This window comes from Pragia fontium DSM 5563 = ATCC 49100 (genome assembly GCF_900112475.1).
Lineage (GTDB): Bacteria > Pseudomonadota > Gammaproteobacteria > Enterobacterales > Enterobacteriaceae > Pragia > Pragia fontium.
This window is the reverse complement of record NZ_FOLW01000009.1, coordinates 124,940-140,114: the sequence shown is the minus strand read 5'-3', so window position 1 is coordinate 140,114 and position 15,175 is coordinate 124,940. Positions and strand designations below refer to the sequence as shown.

The following is a 15,175-nucleotide window of genomic DNA, read 5'->3' as shown; positions in this document are numbered from 1 at the left end:
CCCTTTTGGCTAAAGCCGATTTTTAAATTGACCGGCTGCCGCTATAATAGCGATAGATTCTTCACATACCGTTAACCAATAGCAGAGCGTATGAGTAAAAAACCACAGCCACACAAAGCCGGACAGATACGGATTATTGGCGGACAATGGCGAGGCAGAAAGCTACCGGTGCCGGATAGTCCCGGCCTACGTCCAACCACCGACCGGGTACGTGAAACCCTGTTTAACTGGCTGGCTCCGGTACTTTATGATGCTAAATGTCTCGACTGTTTTGCCGGTAGTGGCGCACTAGGATTTGAAGCACTTTCCCGCTATGCCGGAGAAACGGTGTTACTAGAAGCCGAAAAGTCTATCGCTCAGCAATTACAAAAAAATCTGGCACTGCTGAATTCAGACAAAGGACAGGTCGTACATACCAACGCCCTTAACTGGTTGGCTCAACCGGGCAGCGCATTTAATGTGGTATTTCTCGATCCGCCTTTTCGCTGCGGTCTGTTACCCGACACCATCGCCTTACTGGAAAAACAGGGCTGGCTGGCCGATGAGGCCTGGATTTATCTCGAAGCGGAAACTGAGCACAGCAATCTAGACGTACCAACCAACTGGCGTTTACATCGTGAGAAAACCGCCGGGCAGGTTGCCTATCGCCTATACCATCGCCAGTCACTGAGCGTATTGGAACAACAGGAAGATGATGATGCTTAAACAAATCTTTATTAATCTGGGTCGCCTGTTAATGCTTGGCGTATGGGGATTCCTCCTGCTGAATTTATTTCAGCCGTTTCCCAGCCCGTTAAAGTACTTTATGCATGTCGCCATGGCCTTTATGTTTTTTATGCACGGCTTGCAATTAATGATGTTGAAATCAACCTTGCCTAAAGATGGGCCTAAAATCAGCGGTTGGCAGGAGTTTAAGATTTTTGTCTTTGGCGTATTTGAGCTGATCGCCTGGCAACAAAAAAATAAGCCATAAACCGCGTAAGCGCCCTAAACTTAGTCATAACAACATGGCAGAAAGATAACCGAGGGAAGAACTATGAGTTGGCCATTTTTAGCCGTAATTTTCTCAGGTTGGATATATATCGACTCCGCTTACCGTGGTCCTAAATGGCAATGTTGGGTATTTAAACCCGTCACCATGCTGTTGATGTTATTGTGGGCATGGCAGGCTCCGGACCTGACCACCTTTAGCTATCTGATTATATTGGGTCTGTTAGCCAGCTTAGTGAGCGATATTGTCCAAATGCTCCCTCAGGAACGGATGCTATATACCGTGGGTGCGCTATTTATTTCCCACTTACTCTACACGCTGTATTTTGCCAGTCCGCTAAAGCTGAGTTTTTACTGGCCGCTGATTGTCATACTGTTTGTGGTTGGACTTGCCGTGATTCTGCTACTGTGGAATCGTCTGGAGGATATGCGTTGGCCGGTCGCCACTTATATCGCCATGACAGTCTTGATGGTATGGGTTGCTGCGGAAGGCTATCTTACTCAGCCCAGCGATATGAGCTTTAGCCAATTGGTTGGTAGCACACTGCTATTGGTTACCGCCATGATTTGGCTGACCAATCGCTATCGCCAGCCTTTTCAGGCGGCCAACGCCATTATCGCTGTCGGTTACTTCCTCGGTCACTTTATGATTGTTCGGTCATTACATATTTGACCCACCACTCTCAGAGTGAAACAACCTGGCTAGCGCTAGGCACTGCCCTTACGAATTAAATACCGATACGGTAATTGCTCGGTGTCTGCACCGAGCAATTCGTGATCCATAAACCGACAGAAACCCGGAATATCACGCGTCGTCGCAGGATCGTCAGCCACTATCAGCAAGGTTTGTCCGGCTTCCATATGGCGTACCGCTTTGCGCACCATCATTACCGGCTCAGGGCAGCGTAGCCCTAACGCATCAAGGGTTTTATCCGGATGGGTAAATAAATCAGTCATGAAAATCTCAAATCAATAGAATAGGGGCGATTACTAACCGCACTAGTTTAATACGATGGGTTATCAGTGCAAGCCAAGTTAATAAAAAACGTTTCCGCACCTTGGAACCGATAACGAATAAAAAACAGTCAAGGATTGCATTAATACCACAACTGAGTATCATTTGCCGTTCGCTTTATTGGGCGTATAAACTATTTTATCCATGCATAGGTTGGGTTCCCTCACCCCAACAGAGTGTTAATACTCAACTAAAAAGGTCAAAAACATGTTTGAATTTTCACCTCAGCAGCGTCTGCGTGCGCTAATTTGGCTATCGTTTTTCCATATTCTGATCATTGCGTCCAGCAACTATCTGGTGCAGCTACCGATCAGTATTTTCGGTTTCCATACCACTTGGGGCGCATTCACGTTCCCATTTATTTTTCTCACCACTGACCTGACCGTTCGGGTGTTTGGCGCTCCGTTGGCTCGTAGAATTATTCTGGTGGTGATGATCCCGGCGCTGGCTATCTCTTATCTGTTATCCACCTTATTCTATGATGGTTCATGGCAAGGCTATCAGTCGATTTATAGCTTCAATTTGGTGGTGGCCAGAATTGCCATTGCCAGCTTTATGGCTTACGTATTGGGTCAGATTTTAGATATTTATGTGTTCAATCGTTTCCGTCAGTTAAAAACCTGGTGGATCGCGCCCAGCGTATCGGCGGTATTCGGTAACTTAAGTGACACTATTGCCTTCTTCTCTATCGCTTTCTATAACAGCACTAACGCCTTTATGGCCGAAAACTGGGTAGAAATCGCGCTGGTAGACTATGCTTTCAAACTGATTATCTGTGCCCTGTTCTTCCTGCCAATGTATGGCATTTTATTGAATGTTTTGCTTAAGCGTTTGGTTCAAACCAACGCCTCGCCAAAGCTGTTGCACGGATAAAATTGGCAGATTATTTGGCGAGATAGCTATAGAAGTGATATTTTTATCCCGTTCATTTCATCCCAAAGCGTCAGCTTATCAATTTAAGGAAGTACCATGCAGAAGATAGTTAAGATTATAGGTCTGTGCCTGTTCGCCGCTAGCCTTGCCGCCTGTGACGGTGGTAAAGAGCAATCGACTCCGGCAGGAAATAGTGCTTCCACAGAACAGTCCGCTCAACAAATCAGCGCATTGGGTGGAAAAGTCAGCTTTACCGTACCAGATGGTCTACAGGATCAGAGCGGTAAAAATACCTCTCAAACCACCAATATGGCGGTCTACGCCGATAATAATGCGCAGAAAATGCTGATTGTTATTAGCAGCTCCATGCCGGGTGATTCTCTGGAAAACCTGCTGACCCGCATGGAAGATCAACAAAAAATGCGCGATAGCGAGCTACTCGTGATCAAAAAAACCAGCGTAGAAGCCAGCGGCCAGCAGTTACAGCGTCTGGATACTGCTATCAAGATTGATGGTAAAAAGAACTTCTCATCTACGCTGTTAGGCCAAATTGATGATCAGCTACTAACCATGCAGATTACCTACCCAATTGACCAGCAGGCTGACGCAGAAAAAGCGGTGGATAAATTCATCAGCTCACTGAAAATTAAGCAATAAGATTCTTAGCCTCATCATAAAAATATAAAAAGAGGGCGATCAAACGATCGCCCTTAGATTAATGAGAAAATTCTAATACACTCAATCGACGGGAGAGACGGGCGTGGGGGTCGTAGCTGGCTTGCCAGCCGGAGTGCCCGTAGCCCGGCTAGGCCCGACGCACTCTGTGGCTGAGTATGGATGATCTTCTATCTGAGCACTAAAGAGAAATATTCTTGCAAATTAGCCGGACGCAGGACAAGTAGTAACTACTGAATCCAACTTGAAACGCTATACTAGAAATCTTAAGGCGATCAAACGATCGCCCTTATTCATCACAAACTCATACCTGTAACCCAATCATCAATCCTCATCAGCCAATGCCTGCGCCAATAACGTGATTGGATGCTCACAACGTTTACTGGTGGACATTTCGATCTGCCATTTACAGGTTTCACAATCGGTCACCACAAAGTCCACGCCGCTCTCTTCAATTTGGCGGAATAGCGAAGCGCCAATGCCCTGCGAGGTTTCATAATTCTCTTTTTTAAAGCCATACGTACCGGCAATACCGCAGCACTGAGATTCAAGCACTATCAACTCAACGCCGGGAATACGCTCCAATAATGCCAGCGTGTATGCGGTCCACCCCATCTTCTCCATATGGCAAGGCGTATGATAGGCAATGCGCATTGGCGTATGCTTCAGCTTCAGTTCCCTACCCTCAGACAGCAAACGATAAAGATAGCGTGTCGCCAGCTCAACCTGCTCACGCACTGGCGTGGTATCGATACCCAACAGGTGCGGATATTCATCCCGCAGGGTAAAGGTACAGGTTGACGAGGTGGCTACCACCGGCATGCCTTTGCCAATCACCGCATCAACTAGCGAATCCGCGTTTACTCTGGCCTGCTTTTTAGCCTGATCGATAAAACCATTGGCAATTAGTGGCACACCGCAGCACTTTTCTCGCTTCAACAGTTGAACGCCAATTCCCATATTATTGAATACGCGAACTAAATCTTTCCCCAGTTGCGGATGGTTGTAGTTAACAAAGCAGCCGTGAAAAAACGCAATCTGTTCATCAAACTTCTGTTGTTCCGCTGCCTGCTTACGATACCAATGACGGAAAGTGCCAAAAGAGTATTTTGGCAACTGACGGCGGTGGTCGATTTTTAGTGCGCTGTCCAACAGCTTTTTAACCGGCTTCAAACCAACGGCCGCATTCACGACGGGGGCAAACGGAGTAGACAGCGAGCCCATCAAGTCGGTATTACTCAGAATAGCGTCCCGCAGCTTAAACTTGGGTTTACTGTAGTTAATACGCGCCCGCTGAATAATATCGCCAATTTTCACGTCGGATGGGCAGGCAACTTCACAGCGCTTGCAGTTAGTGCAGTACTTCAATGCCTCATCAAATAAGGCAGGATCCTTCAAACGTAAACGCTCACCGTCCGGCCCAGCCTGTTTCGGCCCCGGATAGTTAGGATTCACCTTAGCTACCGGACAATAAGTGGTACAAACGGTACATTTAATGCAGCTTTCAAAGCTGTTATCCGATGTCAGGCTCATGCTGCCACCTCCGCCAAAGCGAGAATCTGTTGTGCGACATATTGCGCAGTGACCAGAGACACACCAGCTCCGCATCCCTGCTGTAACGGGTCATAACCCCCTAATACCGCGCCAATAATATAAAGGTTACTGAGTGGCTTACCATCAACCGTACCACGTAGGGTTTGATCGGTTTTAACACCAAAACGCAGGTAAGGCTGAGGAGAGAACATATTTTCCTGAGTCCAGTCGCCTCGTTGACTGGCATCTAATACGTCCAAGCCAAAAACTGGCTCATAAATTCGGTCAAACTCGGCAATTAAACCATTGCTAAAGAAGCTGCCGCTGGCTAACACCACCTGATCTGCCACCACCGGAATATCGGTGTGATTACGGGTATATATCTTCTTAACGCACTGCCCGTCTATCTCTGCACGCAGCACTGAATCACCCGGCATAAACTGACCACCAAGCTGTTGGAAGCGACGACGCAACGCCTGATGCATACGAATACCCAGCAAAGATGGCGGTAACGTTGGCACTAACATCACCGGCTTACCAACTCTGGCGCATAATAGTGATACGGACTTCGCGTTTTCCAAGCCAATACACGCCGGTAAAATCACCGCATCAACATCATCAGCCAAACGAACTAACTCTTCAGCTAACAGTTCGGTATTTTCCGGCAGATCCAATACGCGAGAAATATTAGTGGCGCGAAACTCACTGGGATTATTACGCAAACGATCGAGAGCCGGAACATGCAGATAATCAGTGGTAACCTCAATGCCCTGTTCAGCCAATGAACCCGCCGCTAACTGTGGCTGAAAATCCAGAAAACCCTCAATACCGACAACAGCAATGCGCTTCCACGGTAGCGGGCGATTAATCGCCGCCGTTGGTACCTCAACCGGACTCAGCCAAGTTGCGCGTAGTGTGCCCAGCGGCGTAACCCGCAAATGGTTATGATCAATACTACCGTTAAAGTGTAAACCGCAATCCTGCAACAAGCGCTCAGCCTGCCCCGCCATCTGCTTCACGCATTCGGCACCTAACAGCGAATAGGGATGTTCTGGCGAATGTTTTGCCAGTTCAGCCAGCGCATCCAAAGGGTTATCGATCGCTGAGCCATCCGGCCTATAGCTTAAAAAATCCAGTGAACCGGAAGAAAAATGCAGGGCACTTTGCCCGGCACTAATAATAGCGCAGCGTTTGCCCTGCTCAGCCAGTTGAATACCACAGGTCAAACCGGCTAAACCACCGCCAATAATAGCGACATCAAATTTCATCATTTTTCTCCGTCACGGACGATGCATCTATCCCACACAACCCCAGATAAACCCAACTGGTAAACTCACTTTCACGCAGCGCATCTCCCCAGGCGATTGGCCTAACGCCTTTCCAACGCTCATTCAGAAAAGTGGAAAGCTGAGTCAACGACTGCTGAGGAGATGAAATTTTGAAGCGATTCAATAAGCCAGCGGCGCGGCAAGCACACAGCTCACCCTGACAGGTCCCCATCCCAACGCGGGTACGGCGACGCAAATCAATCAGATTATTGACGGTTAAGGATTCAACCGCATAACGCACTTCACCAGCGGTGACCGCTTCGCATTCACACACTAAACTGTTATCTAAACGCCCATTCGCCATCAGTTGAGTTGCCCGATCGCCGTGGCGATAAACCGCAGAACCTCGAATAGTCGACGGCAGGGAAACCACCTTACGCAGCGTCTCTTCGGCAGAATGGCGTGAACCCGGTAGCGCTTCTTCTGCGGTGGTACATTTTCCGCTGTGCCCCAGCTTTTCACACACTTTATCAGTGGCCCATTCAGCCATCAGGCGGTAGGTCATTAGCTTGCCACCGGTAATGGTCACAAACCCTTCCAGACCATCGCGCACAGCGTGATCCAGTAAGACAATACCGCGACTCACGTTACGTCCTGACGGATCGTCATCACTGGCCACCAGCGGACGAACCCCGGCATAGGCGCGTAGAATTCGAGTGTGGGCCATTCTTGGTGACAGCTTGGTGCCTTCACGAATCAGAACATCCACCTCTTCCGGCGTAACAATCATATTGTCAATTTGGTCGTAAGGAATTCGCGTTGAGGTGGTGCCAATTAATGAAATGGTATCTCCCGGCACCAGAATATCGGCGTCCGCCGGCTTACGGCAGCGGTTAATCACCATATTGTTGATTCGGTGCCCCATAATAAGTAGCGCACCTTTGGCCGGGAACATACGAACGCGTAAATCGGCGTATTCGGCAATATGCTGCCCCCATATTCCGCCAGCATTCACCACAATGGAGCCATAAATATCTTTGGTTTCTTTCTGGTAATGGTCAAAAACCTTCACACCGGTTACGCGATCGTTATGACGAATCAGGCCAATAACCTCATGATAGGTCAACACTTCTGCACCGTGTTCACGCGCATCCAACATATTGGCCGCGGTCAGGCGGAATGGATCGACGGTACCGTCGGGAACCTGTACCGCCCCCAACATATCTGGGTTAGCTGACGGCTCTAAGCGTAATGCTTCTTTGGGATCCAGAGCCTTGGCGTCAATGCCCGCAGCCTGACAGGCTTGAATAAACGTTGCCTGAAATGACATATCATCTTCCGGCAGGGTCAGAAACAGACCATTGGTCGGCTCTACGCAGTGACGGGCGATGCGTTTTAAAATTTTGTTTTCTTCTATACACTCACGGGCCGATTCCGCATCCGTAACCGCATACCGAGCACCGCTATGCAATAAGCCATGATTGCGGCCGGTCGCGCCGGTGGCAATATCATAACGTTCAAGCAAAACGGTACGTAATCCACGACGGGCGCAGTCTCTGGCAACGCCAGCACCTGTCGCTCCACCACCAATGATGATGACATCCGTCTCGTTCGAGGAAAAACCGCTCATTGACTTTTGCTCCCGGTCTTATTCTGTCAATTCAGAAAATTCTCATACTGCTATTTACGCACACATTGCAGGGGAATTGTTTGATAAGGAGCAAATTCGAGCACAATAAAAAGACAAACGCTCAAAAAAGAACATTTTCGTGATGCGCATCACATCAAATATGTAAATTAGCGCCCAAAAAAGTTATAGAAATGATACATTCCGCGCCACGAAAGTAAAAAAATCGTATAATTCGCGTCAGGTCACATATCATCTGGCAATAAACAGATAATATAGTGAGCGATAAAGAAAAAATGTGAGCGTATTTATGGCGACTCACTCTAAAAACATACTCATACGAAAATATAGAGATGAATCACTGCCAGTGGAGGCATAATGTTAAGTATATTTAAACCCGCGGCACATATTGCGCGACTCCCTAAGGATAAGATAGATCCCACCTATCGCAAACTGCGTTGGCAGATTTTCATGGGGATCTTCTTCGGCTATGCGGCGTACTATCTGGTTCGTAAGAACTTTGCTTTAGCAATGCCTTATTTGGTCGAACAAGGTTTCAGCCGCGGCGATCTGGGCTTTGCCCTGTCAGGCATCTCAATTGCTTATGGTTTCTCTAAATTCATCATGGGTTCGGTATCAGACCGTTCTAACCCAAGAGTATTCTTACCGGCGGGCCTGATCTTAGCCGCGCTGGTCATGTTGGTTATGGGCTTTGTTCCATGGGCAACCTCTAGCATTATGGTGATGTTTGTCCTGCTGTTCGCCTGTGGTTGGTTCCAGGGTATGGGTTGGCCTCCATGTGGTCGTACTATGGTGCACTGGTGGTCCCAGAAAGAGCGTGGTGGTATCGTCTCAATTTGGAACTGTGCTCATAACGTCGGCGGTGGTATTCCTCCTCTATTATTCCTGTTGGGTATGGCTTGGTTTAACGACTGGAAAGCAGCGTTCTACATGCCAGCTCTGGGCGCCATTGTCATCGCGATTATTGCCTTCGCTCTAATGCGTGATACCCCTCAATCTTGTGGTTTACCACCGATTGAAGAGTATAAAAATGACTACCCACCGGATTACTCCGAAGAAGCGGAAGAAGAACTGACTGCAAAAGAAATTTTCATGAAGTATGTCTTCCCTAATAAACTGTTGTGGTATATCGCCATCGCTAACGTATTCGTCTATTTACTGCGTTACGGTATTCTGGACTGGTCACCAACTTATCTGAAAGAAGTTAAGCATTTCGCACTGGATAAATCATCCTGGGCCTACTTCCTGTACGAGTATGCAGGTATTCCGGGTACATTACTGTGTGGTTGGATGTCGGATAAAGTATTTAAAGGCAACCGTGGTGCAACCGGTGTGTTCTTTATGGTTCTGGTTACTATCGCCACTGTCGTTTACTGGATGAACCCAGCCGGCAACCCTGGCATCGATATGGCTTGTATGACCGTTATCGGCTTCCTGATCTATGGTCCGGTTATGTTAATCGGTCTGCACGCTCTGGAACTGGCTCCGAAGAAAGCCGCTGGTACTGCTGCGGGCTTCACCGGTCTGTTCGGTTATCTGGGCGGTTCTGTTGCCGCTAGCGCCATCGTAGGTTATACCGTTGACTTCTTCGGTTGGGATGGCGGCTTTATGGTAATGATCGGCGGTAGCTGCCTGGCAGTTGTGCTGCTGGTACTGACTATGATCAGCGAAAACAAACATAAAGCTGAAATGCTGGCTAAACACTCAGCATAATCAGATTATCGTTGCACTATCGGCAGCAGCCTGGTGCAACTTAAAATAAGTAGTTCAAAACAATACCCGCGGACGTCACAAAAATGTCATCTTCCGCGGGTATTATCACCACCAGTTATTCAACTGATACTAATAAAAAAATAAGCCATACACTGAAAAACGCGCTGCATAAGTAGCGGGGTCTCTGGTGTTCTCCCCCTACCTATATTCTTACCTATGTTATTAAAATATGGAGAAAAAACTTATGAAAATAGGTTTTAAAACGCTACTAACAGGAATCGTACTGAGTATGTCTCTTGCTTCAGCCGCCGATGCCACCGAAAAGAACCATAAGACCGACAAAATTGTTATTGCTCACCGCGGCGCCAGCGGCTATCTGCCTGAACATACTTTACCGTCGAAAGCGATGGCCTATCAGCAAGGTGCCGATTTTCTTGAGCAAGATCTGGTCATGACCAAAGATGACCATCTGGTTGTATTACACGATCATTATCTGGACCGCGTGACCGACGTGGCCGAGCGCTTTCCTGACCGTGCCCGCAAAGATGGCCGCTATTACGCCATCGACTTTACGTTGGATGAAGTGAAATCCTTAAAATTTACCGAAGGCTTTGATATTAAAGATGGTAAAAAAGTGCAGTCTTATCCGGGGCGTTTCCCGATGGGCAAATCTGATTTCCGTATTCATACCTTCGAAGAAGAAATTGAGTTTATTCAGGGTTTAAACCACTCCACCGGTAAAAACATCGGTATTTATCCAGAAATTAAAGCACCGTGGTTCCACCGCAGCGAAGGCAAAGATATTTCGGTGAAAACCCTCGATGTATTGAAAAAGTATGGTTATACCAAGAAAAGCGATAACGTTTATCTTCAATGCTTTGACTTCAACGAACTGAAACGCATTAAAACCGAGCTGATGCCAAAAGCAGGCGTTGACCTGAAACTGGTTCAGCTTATTGCGTTCACCGACTGGCAAGAAACCTTTGAACCAAATGCGGAAGGTAAGCTGGTGAATTACAGCTATGACTGGATGTTCCAGCCGGGCGCCATGAAAGAAATCGCTAAATATGCGGACGGTATTGGTCCTCAATATCCGATGTTGCTGGATGTTAAAGCCTCTAAACCCGGTGACGTAAAACTTTCTTCAATGACCAAAGATGCCCATAACAGCGGTATGGTCGTTCACCCTTATACCCTGCGCGCGGATGCCCTACCCGCTTATGCAACCAGCATGAACCAGCTACTGGACATTATGTATAACCAAGCGAAGGTTGACGGTCTGTTCTCCGACTTCCCGGATATGGCCGTGCAGTTCCTGCAAAAAGAGGGGCAGCATAAATAATCCATCCGGCAGCGTAGCGCTTAAGCATTACGCTGCCTAATGCGGTTCCCCCGACGTCTAATGTTTATGTCTGCATGATTGTTACGTTCAATGCTTTAAATCCGATACTGCATTTTTATCACGCTATTGTGGAAAACCATGACATGAAAAAGAATAAATCACTGGCTCTGCTGATCGCCCTGACCATCTGCTCGTTACCAACCCTTGCCGCTAATAGCCACTGTGAAGCCCCTTACAGTGATGCGCTTCCCAAATATCATTACCAGTTAAAGAAAACCTTTGAAGTTGACGGCCGCCAAGGCATTACTACCGATAGCAAGTTTTACTACGTCTCCGGCAGCACCACCCTATCCAAGTACGATATGCAGGGTAATCTATTAGCCACCAATAAAACCCCGTTTGAAGGCTACAAGATCCCAGCTAACCATATTGGTGATATCGACGTTTATAACAATGAAATCTATGTTTCCGCCGAATGGTTTATGGACGGCGTCGGCAAAGATATTCAAATCGCAGTACATGATGCCGATACCCTGAAGCTAAAAAGAACCTTCCCGTTTAATCCAGAATCTGGTCAGCAGGAAGTCTCCGCCATCACCGTTGATAAAGTGAATAACAGCATTTGGATGGCATCTTGGGTAGGTGAAGAGAGCGGACGTTATCTGTATGAATACGATCTCGATAACGGTAAATACAAAAGAAAAGTACACCTACAGCCAGTACCTCAGTGGATTCAAGGTATTGTTGCCTATCAGGGGGATATCTATCTAACCGCCGATGACGGTACTGCGGACAATAAAGAAGTCGATAATCTTTATCGGGTGAAGATTGATAAAAACAGTACTAATGCCCCAGTGGTGCTGGAGAGAGCCTTCACTGATTTCAAAGACTATGGTGAAATCGAAGGCGTGGCAATTAACCCGCAAACTCATGAACTGCTGGTTCATTCCAACCGCGGTAAACAGATTGTACTCGGCATGCCAAAAGGCTTCTATCCCGGCTATGACCGCGAAATTAGCGAGGTCTACGTTTATGGCATGGAACCAAGCTGTAAAAAACCGTAGCAAACAATGTAATGCCGCTCAGTCAATAAAGTGTCACGAGTTAGCTTTATCTTTTGCCCTTTCTATTAAGCGCTGGAATTCAGCCGACAACTGAGAGAGGGAGCACGCCCAGCATGGAGGCTGGGCGTGGCGCTGCTTCTCCGGGAGAGAATCAGCGCCGGTGCGTTAACCCGAACGAAGGCGGAGGGTAGCCGCCATAGGCGACCTGAATTCGGGGGCGAAGGTGCGGTGTGCAGAGGCGCTCGCCTTAGCGCCTTTGCTCGGCCACGTGCTCCCACGTTGATTTATTCACGGTATTAATGGTAGACGAAACTTCCGCTGCTGTTAAACCTAACTGAATAACATGACGTCCAAATAACAAACCTTAGCTATTTAAACCACCCCACCCTATTCCCCACAATTCCCCTGACGATAAGCCAACGCCACGGTTAACGACTGCACCAAACACAGCGTCGCGGATAAAGAACGAAACGCATCAACCTGCGCCTCTTTAACCACAAAACAGACATCGCTAAAGCTGGCCAACGGACTGATCTGGCTATCGGTAATCACGATTTGTCGTGCTCCCGCCTGAGCAGCCATTTCACTAACCATCACCGTTTCTTCAGCATAGGGGGAGAAACTAATGGATACCACAATATCTTTTGGCCCAACGCGATTCAGCTGTTCACGGAACATGCCACCTAAACCGGTCACCAAGAAAGGGCGACATTCCAAATGGCTTAGAGCATAGCTCAGATAGGTGGCAACGCAAAATGAGCGCCTTAACCCAACAATATAAATATTGTCGGCCTCCGCCAGCAAATCTACCGCCTTTTGCAAATCATCCGCTGCTACGCGAGCGGCAAGCTGTTGCATCGCTTGGGAATTGGAGCGGGCAAATTCCTGAAGAATATCCACGGGACTTTCTGGCGCTGATTCCGTTTCCATTTCACGGAATAAACGGGCGCGATCGGTATAGCTAACCGTTTCCTCAACCAAATGCATACGAAACAACTGTTTCATTTCATTAAATCCACTGAAATCAAATGCATTGGCGAAACGAATTAAGGTCGATGGTGGAACAGACGCCTCTTTGGCGATCACCGCAACGGTATCAAAAGCCACGCTATTGGTATTATCCAATACATAACGGGCTACCTGCTGTAGCCGTTTACTGAGATCGCCATAGCGAGCTCGAATTTTTTCCTGTAATTCATTCAGCGTGGTCGCAACCGCCATTGTCTGCTCCAAAATAGTTAGCGTTGTATGATTGTAGTGCCTTCTTTCACCGTTTTGAAATCTTTTCGCTCCCATTAAGCCAGAAAATGAAATAATTGATTCGCTGCTGATTATCTGAACATCCCGCCATTCTATTTACCTATGTTTCACGTTTCCGGCCAAGAGAGCCAAAAAAATAAAACATTAAACCGATCACAATAATTAACTTTTATTTTATATTTCACCAAAATGAAATGTATATTTCATATCTATTCATCTCCCCAGAGATCCTACTGATAAATAAGTGAACAGAGGTACAGAATGGAAACCATACAAAACTATGTTAACGGGCAAATCACCGCCAGTAGCAGTCAGCGCTTCAGCCCGGTCTATAACCCTGCCACTGGTACTCAGATCCGTCAGGTGGTGATGAGTACCGCATCGGAAGTAGAACAAGCCATTTCCGCAGCGTCACTCGCCTTTCCTGGTTGGGCCAAAGCCTCTCCATTGAAACGAGCCAGAGTGATGTTTAAATTCAAAGCACTGCTGGAAACTAACCTCGATCGATTAGCCAAAGTCATTGTCGAAGAGCATGGCAAAGTTTATTCGGACGCCGTTGGAGAGTTAACCCGAGGGTTAGAAGTTGTTGAATTTGCCTGCGGCATTCCTCATCTGCAAAAAGGCGAGCACTCCGCCAACGTCGGTACCGGCGTTGATAGTCATTCTCTAATGCAACCTCTCGGCGTTTGTGCCGGCATTACACCGTTTAACTTTCCGGCGATGGTTCCTATGTGGATGTTCCCAATTTCTTTGGCTACCGGGAATACGTTTATACTTAAACCGTCGGAAAAAGATCCCTCTCTAGCCCTTGAGCTGGCAGCCCTACTCAAAGAAGCCGGACTACCAAACGGCGTGTTTAACGTGATCAACGGTGATAAAGAAGCCGTAGATGTCCTGTTAACCCACCCGCAGGTGCAGGCCGTGAGTTTTGTTGGTTCCACCCCTATCGCCGAATATATCTATCAAACCGCTTCCACACACGGTAAACGCTGTCAGGCGTTAGGCGGCGCCAAAAACCACTGTATCTTGATGCCAGATGCCGATATGGAAATGGCGACCAGCGCGATTATGGGCGCGGCATATGGCGCTGCCGGCGAACGCTGTATGGCGCTATCCGTAGTCTTAGCAGTAGGTGATGATAATGCAGACAAGCTGGTTAAGCGTCTGGAGCAGCATATCGCTAACATGCGTGTAGGGCCGGGGCTGGTACAAAATCCAGAAAACGATATGGGTCCGGTGATATCCTCCCAGCATAAAGCCAAGATCTGTGACTATATCCAAAGTGGTGTAGCGCAAGGCGCAGCCCTAAAAATTGATGGCCGTCACTACACGGTTAAAGGCCATGAGCAGGGTTATTTTGTTGGCCCAACGTTGTTTGATAACGTTACGCCAGATATGACGATCTATCAGGAAGAGATCTTTGGTCCAGTGTTATCCATTGTCAGAGTGCCTGACTATAACACTGCCCTAAATCTGATTAATCAGCATCAGTATGGCAATGGTACCGCGATTTTTACCCGCGATGGTGAAACCGCACGCCAATTCAGCGAGGATGTACAGGCTGGTATGATCGGCATTAATATTCCTATTCCGGTGCCAATGGCATTCCATAGTTTTGGCGGCTGGAAGCGGTCCATTTTTGGTCCATTAAATGTCCACGGTGGCGATGGAGTACGTTTCTATACTCGTATGAAGACCGTCACCAGCCGCTGGCCAGCAAGCGTACGCCTTGAGCAACACACCAGCAGTTTTGTCATGCCAACCCTTGAATAACTGAAGACGGGAGTTGTAGTA

14 protein-coding genes are annotated in these 15,175 nt (G+C 47.7%); 9 read left to right on the top strand and 5 right to left on the bottom strand.

Features of this window, described 5'->3' with window-relative positions; translation table 11 throughout:
* Positions 1 to 90 precede the first annotated feature (90 nt).
* The 3 genes from rsmD to BMZ28_RS13375 all read left to right on the top strand — a co-directional run bounded on the left by rsmD (position 91) and on the right by BMZ28_RS13375 (position 1,663).
* Positions 91 to 705, top strand: coding sequence for a 16S rRNA (guanine(966)-N(2))-methyltransferase (rsmD, locus tag BMZ28_RS13385; RefSeq protein WP_074823923.1), 615 nt, complete (start codon positions 91 to 93; stop codon positions 703 to 705).
* A 4-nt stretch (positions 706 to 709) separates the two neighbouring features.
* Entirely contained in the window at positions 710 to 973 is a 264-nt protein-coding gene (locus BMZ28_RS13380) for a DUF1145 family protein (RefSeq protein ID WP_047782438.1), read from the top strand.
* A 63-nt stretch (positions 974 to 1,036) separates the two neighbouring features.
* A complete protein-coding gene (locus tag BMZ28_RS13375) occupies positions 1,037 to 1,663 on the top strand; it encodes a lysoplasmalogenase (protein ID WP_074823920.1) in 627 nt (208 codons plus the stop codon).
* Between the two features lie 35 nt (positions 1,664 to 1,698).
* Here BMZ28_RS13375 and tusA read toward each other — a convergent pair whose 3' ends face one another.
* The gene (tusA, locus tag BMZ28_RS13370; RefSeq protein WP_047779619.1) at positions 1,699 to 1,947 is read right to left on the bottom strand and encodes a sulfurtransferase TusA; all 249 of its coding nucleotides are present in this window, start codon (positions 1,945 to 1,947) and stop codon (positions 1,699 to 1,701) included.
* 265 nt (positions 1,948 to 2,212) lie between these two features.
* On the opposite strand from tusA, the gene BMZ28_RS13365 reads away from it, so the two are divergent.
* Together BMZ28_RS13365 and BMZ28_RS13360 are read left to right on the top strand one after the other, a co-directional pair.
* Entirely contained in the window at positions 2,213 to 2,878 is a 666-nt protein-coding gene (locus tag BMZ28_RS13365) for a 7-cyano-7-deazaguanine/7-aminomethyl-7-deazaguanine transporter (protein WP_074823917.1), read from the top strand.
* A 96-nt stretch (positions 2,879 to 2,974) separates the two neighbouring features.
* Complete coding sequence (locus tag BMZ28_RS13360; protein ID WP_074823912.1) at positions 2,975 to 3,535, top strand: DcrB-related protein; 561 nt, start codon at positions 2,975 to 2,977, stop codon at positions 3,533 to 3,535.
* 342 nt (positions 3,536 to 3,877) lie between these two features.
* Here the strand turns inward: BMZ28_RS13360 and glpC are convergent, their stop codons facing one another.
* Genes glpC through glpA form a run of 3 tightly spaced genes read right to left on the bottom strand, consistent with a single transcriptional unit; the run spans position 3,878 to position 7,984 of the window.
* A complete protein-coding gene (glpC, locus tag BMZ28_RS13355; RefSeq protein WP_047779616.1) occupies positions 3,878 to 5,086 on the bottom strand; it encodes an anaerobic glycerol-3-phosphate dehydrogenase subunit GlpC in 1,209 nt (402 codons plus the stop codon).
* On the bottom strand, positions 5,083 to 6,354 hold the full coding sequence (glpB, locus tag BMZ28_RS13350) for a glycerol-3-phosphate dehydrogenase subunit GlpB (RefSeq protein WP_047779615.1): 1,272 nt from the start codon (positions 6,352 to 6,354) through the stop codon (positions 5,083 to 5,085). Before glpB ends, glpC begins: the two co-directional genes overlap by 4 nt.
* Complete coding sequence (glpA, locus tag BMZ28_RS13345) at positions 6,344 to 7,984, bottom strand: anaerobic glycerol-3-phosphate dehydrogenase subunit A (protein WP_047779614.1); 1,641 nt, start codon at positions 7,982 to 7,984, stop codon at positions 6,344 to 6,346. The genes glpB and glpA overlap by 11 nt, the downstream gene beginning before the upstream one ends.
* Positions 7,985 to 8,359: 375 nt before the next feature.
* Here glpA and glpT point away from each other — a divergent pair, with 375 nt between their 5' ends.
* From glpT to BMZ28_RS13330, 3 genes are all read left to right on the top strand, one after another.
* On the top strand, positions 8,360 to 9,715 hold the full coding sequence (glpT, locus tag BMZ28_RS13340) for a glycerol-3-phosphate transporter (protein WP_074823907.1): 1,356 nt from the start codon (positions 8,360 to 8,362) through the stop codon (positions 9,713 to 9,715).
* Between the two features lie 244 nt (positions 9,716 to 9,959).
* A complete protein-coding gene (gene glpQ / locus BMZ28_RS13335) occupies positions 9,960 to 11,057 on the top strand; it encodes a glycerophosphodiester phosphodiesterase (RefSeq protein WP_074823904.1) in 1,098 nt (365 codons plus the stop codon).
* Positions 11,058 to 11,200: 143 nt separating this feature from the next.
* On the top strand, positions 11,201 to 12,121 hold the full coding sequence (locus BMZ28_RS13330) for a hypothetical protein (protein WP_074823954.1): 921 nt from the start codon (positions 11,201 to 11,203) through the stop codon (positions 12,119 to 12,121).
* A gap of 387 nt (positions 12,122 to 12,508) precedes the next feature.
* Here BMZ28_RS13330 and BMZ28_RS13325 read toward each other — a convergent pair whose 3' ends face one another.
* Positions 12,509 to 13,342 (bottom strand): MurR/RpiR family transcriptional regulator, encoded by an 834-nt coding sequence (locus BMZ28_RS13325; protein ID WP_047779612.1) that lies wholly within the window; start codon positions 13,340 to 13,342, stop codon positions 12,509 to 12,511.
* Between the two features lie 300 nt (positions 13,343 to 13,642).
* Here BMZ28_RS13325 and BMZ28_RS13320 point away from each other — a divergent pair, with 300 nt between their 5' ends.
* Positions 13,643 to 15,154 carry a CoA-acylating methylmalonate-semialdehyde dehydrogenase gene (locus BMZ28_RS13320; RefSeq protein ID WP_074823900.1) on the top strand — a complete coding sequence of 504 codons (1,512 nt, stop codon included), beginning with the start codon at positions 13,643 to 13,645 and terminating at the stop codon, positions 15,152 to 15,154.
* Positions 15,155 to 15,175 lie beyond the last annotated feature (21 nt).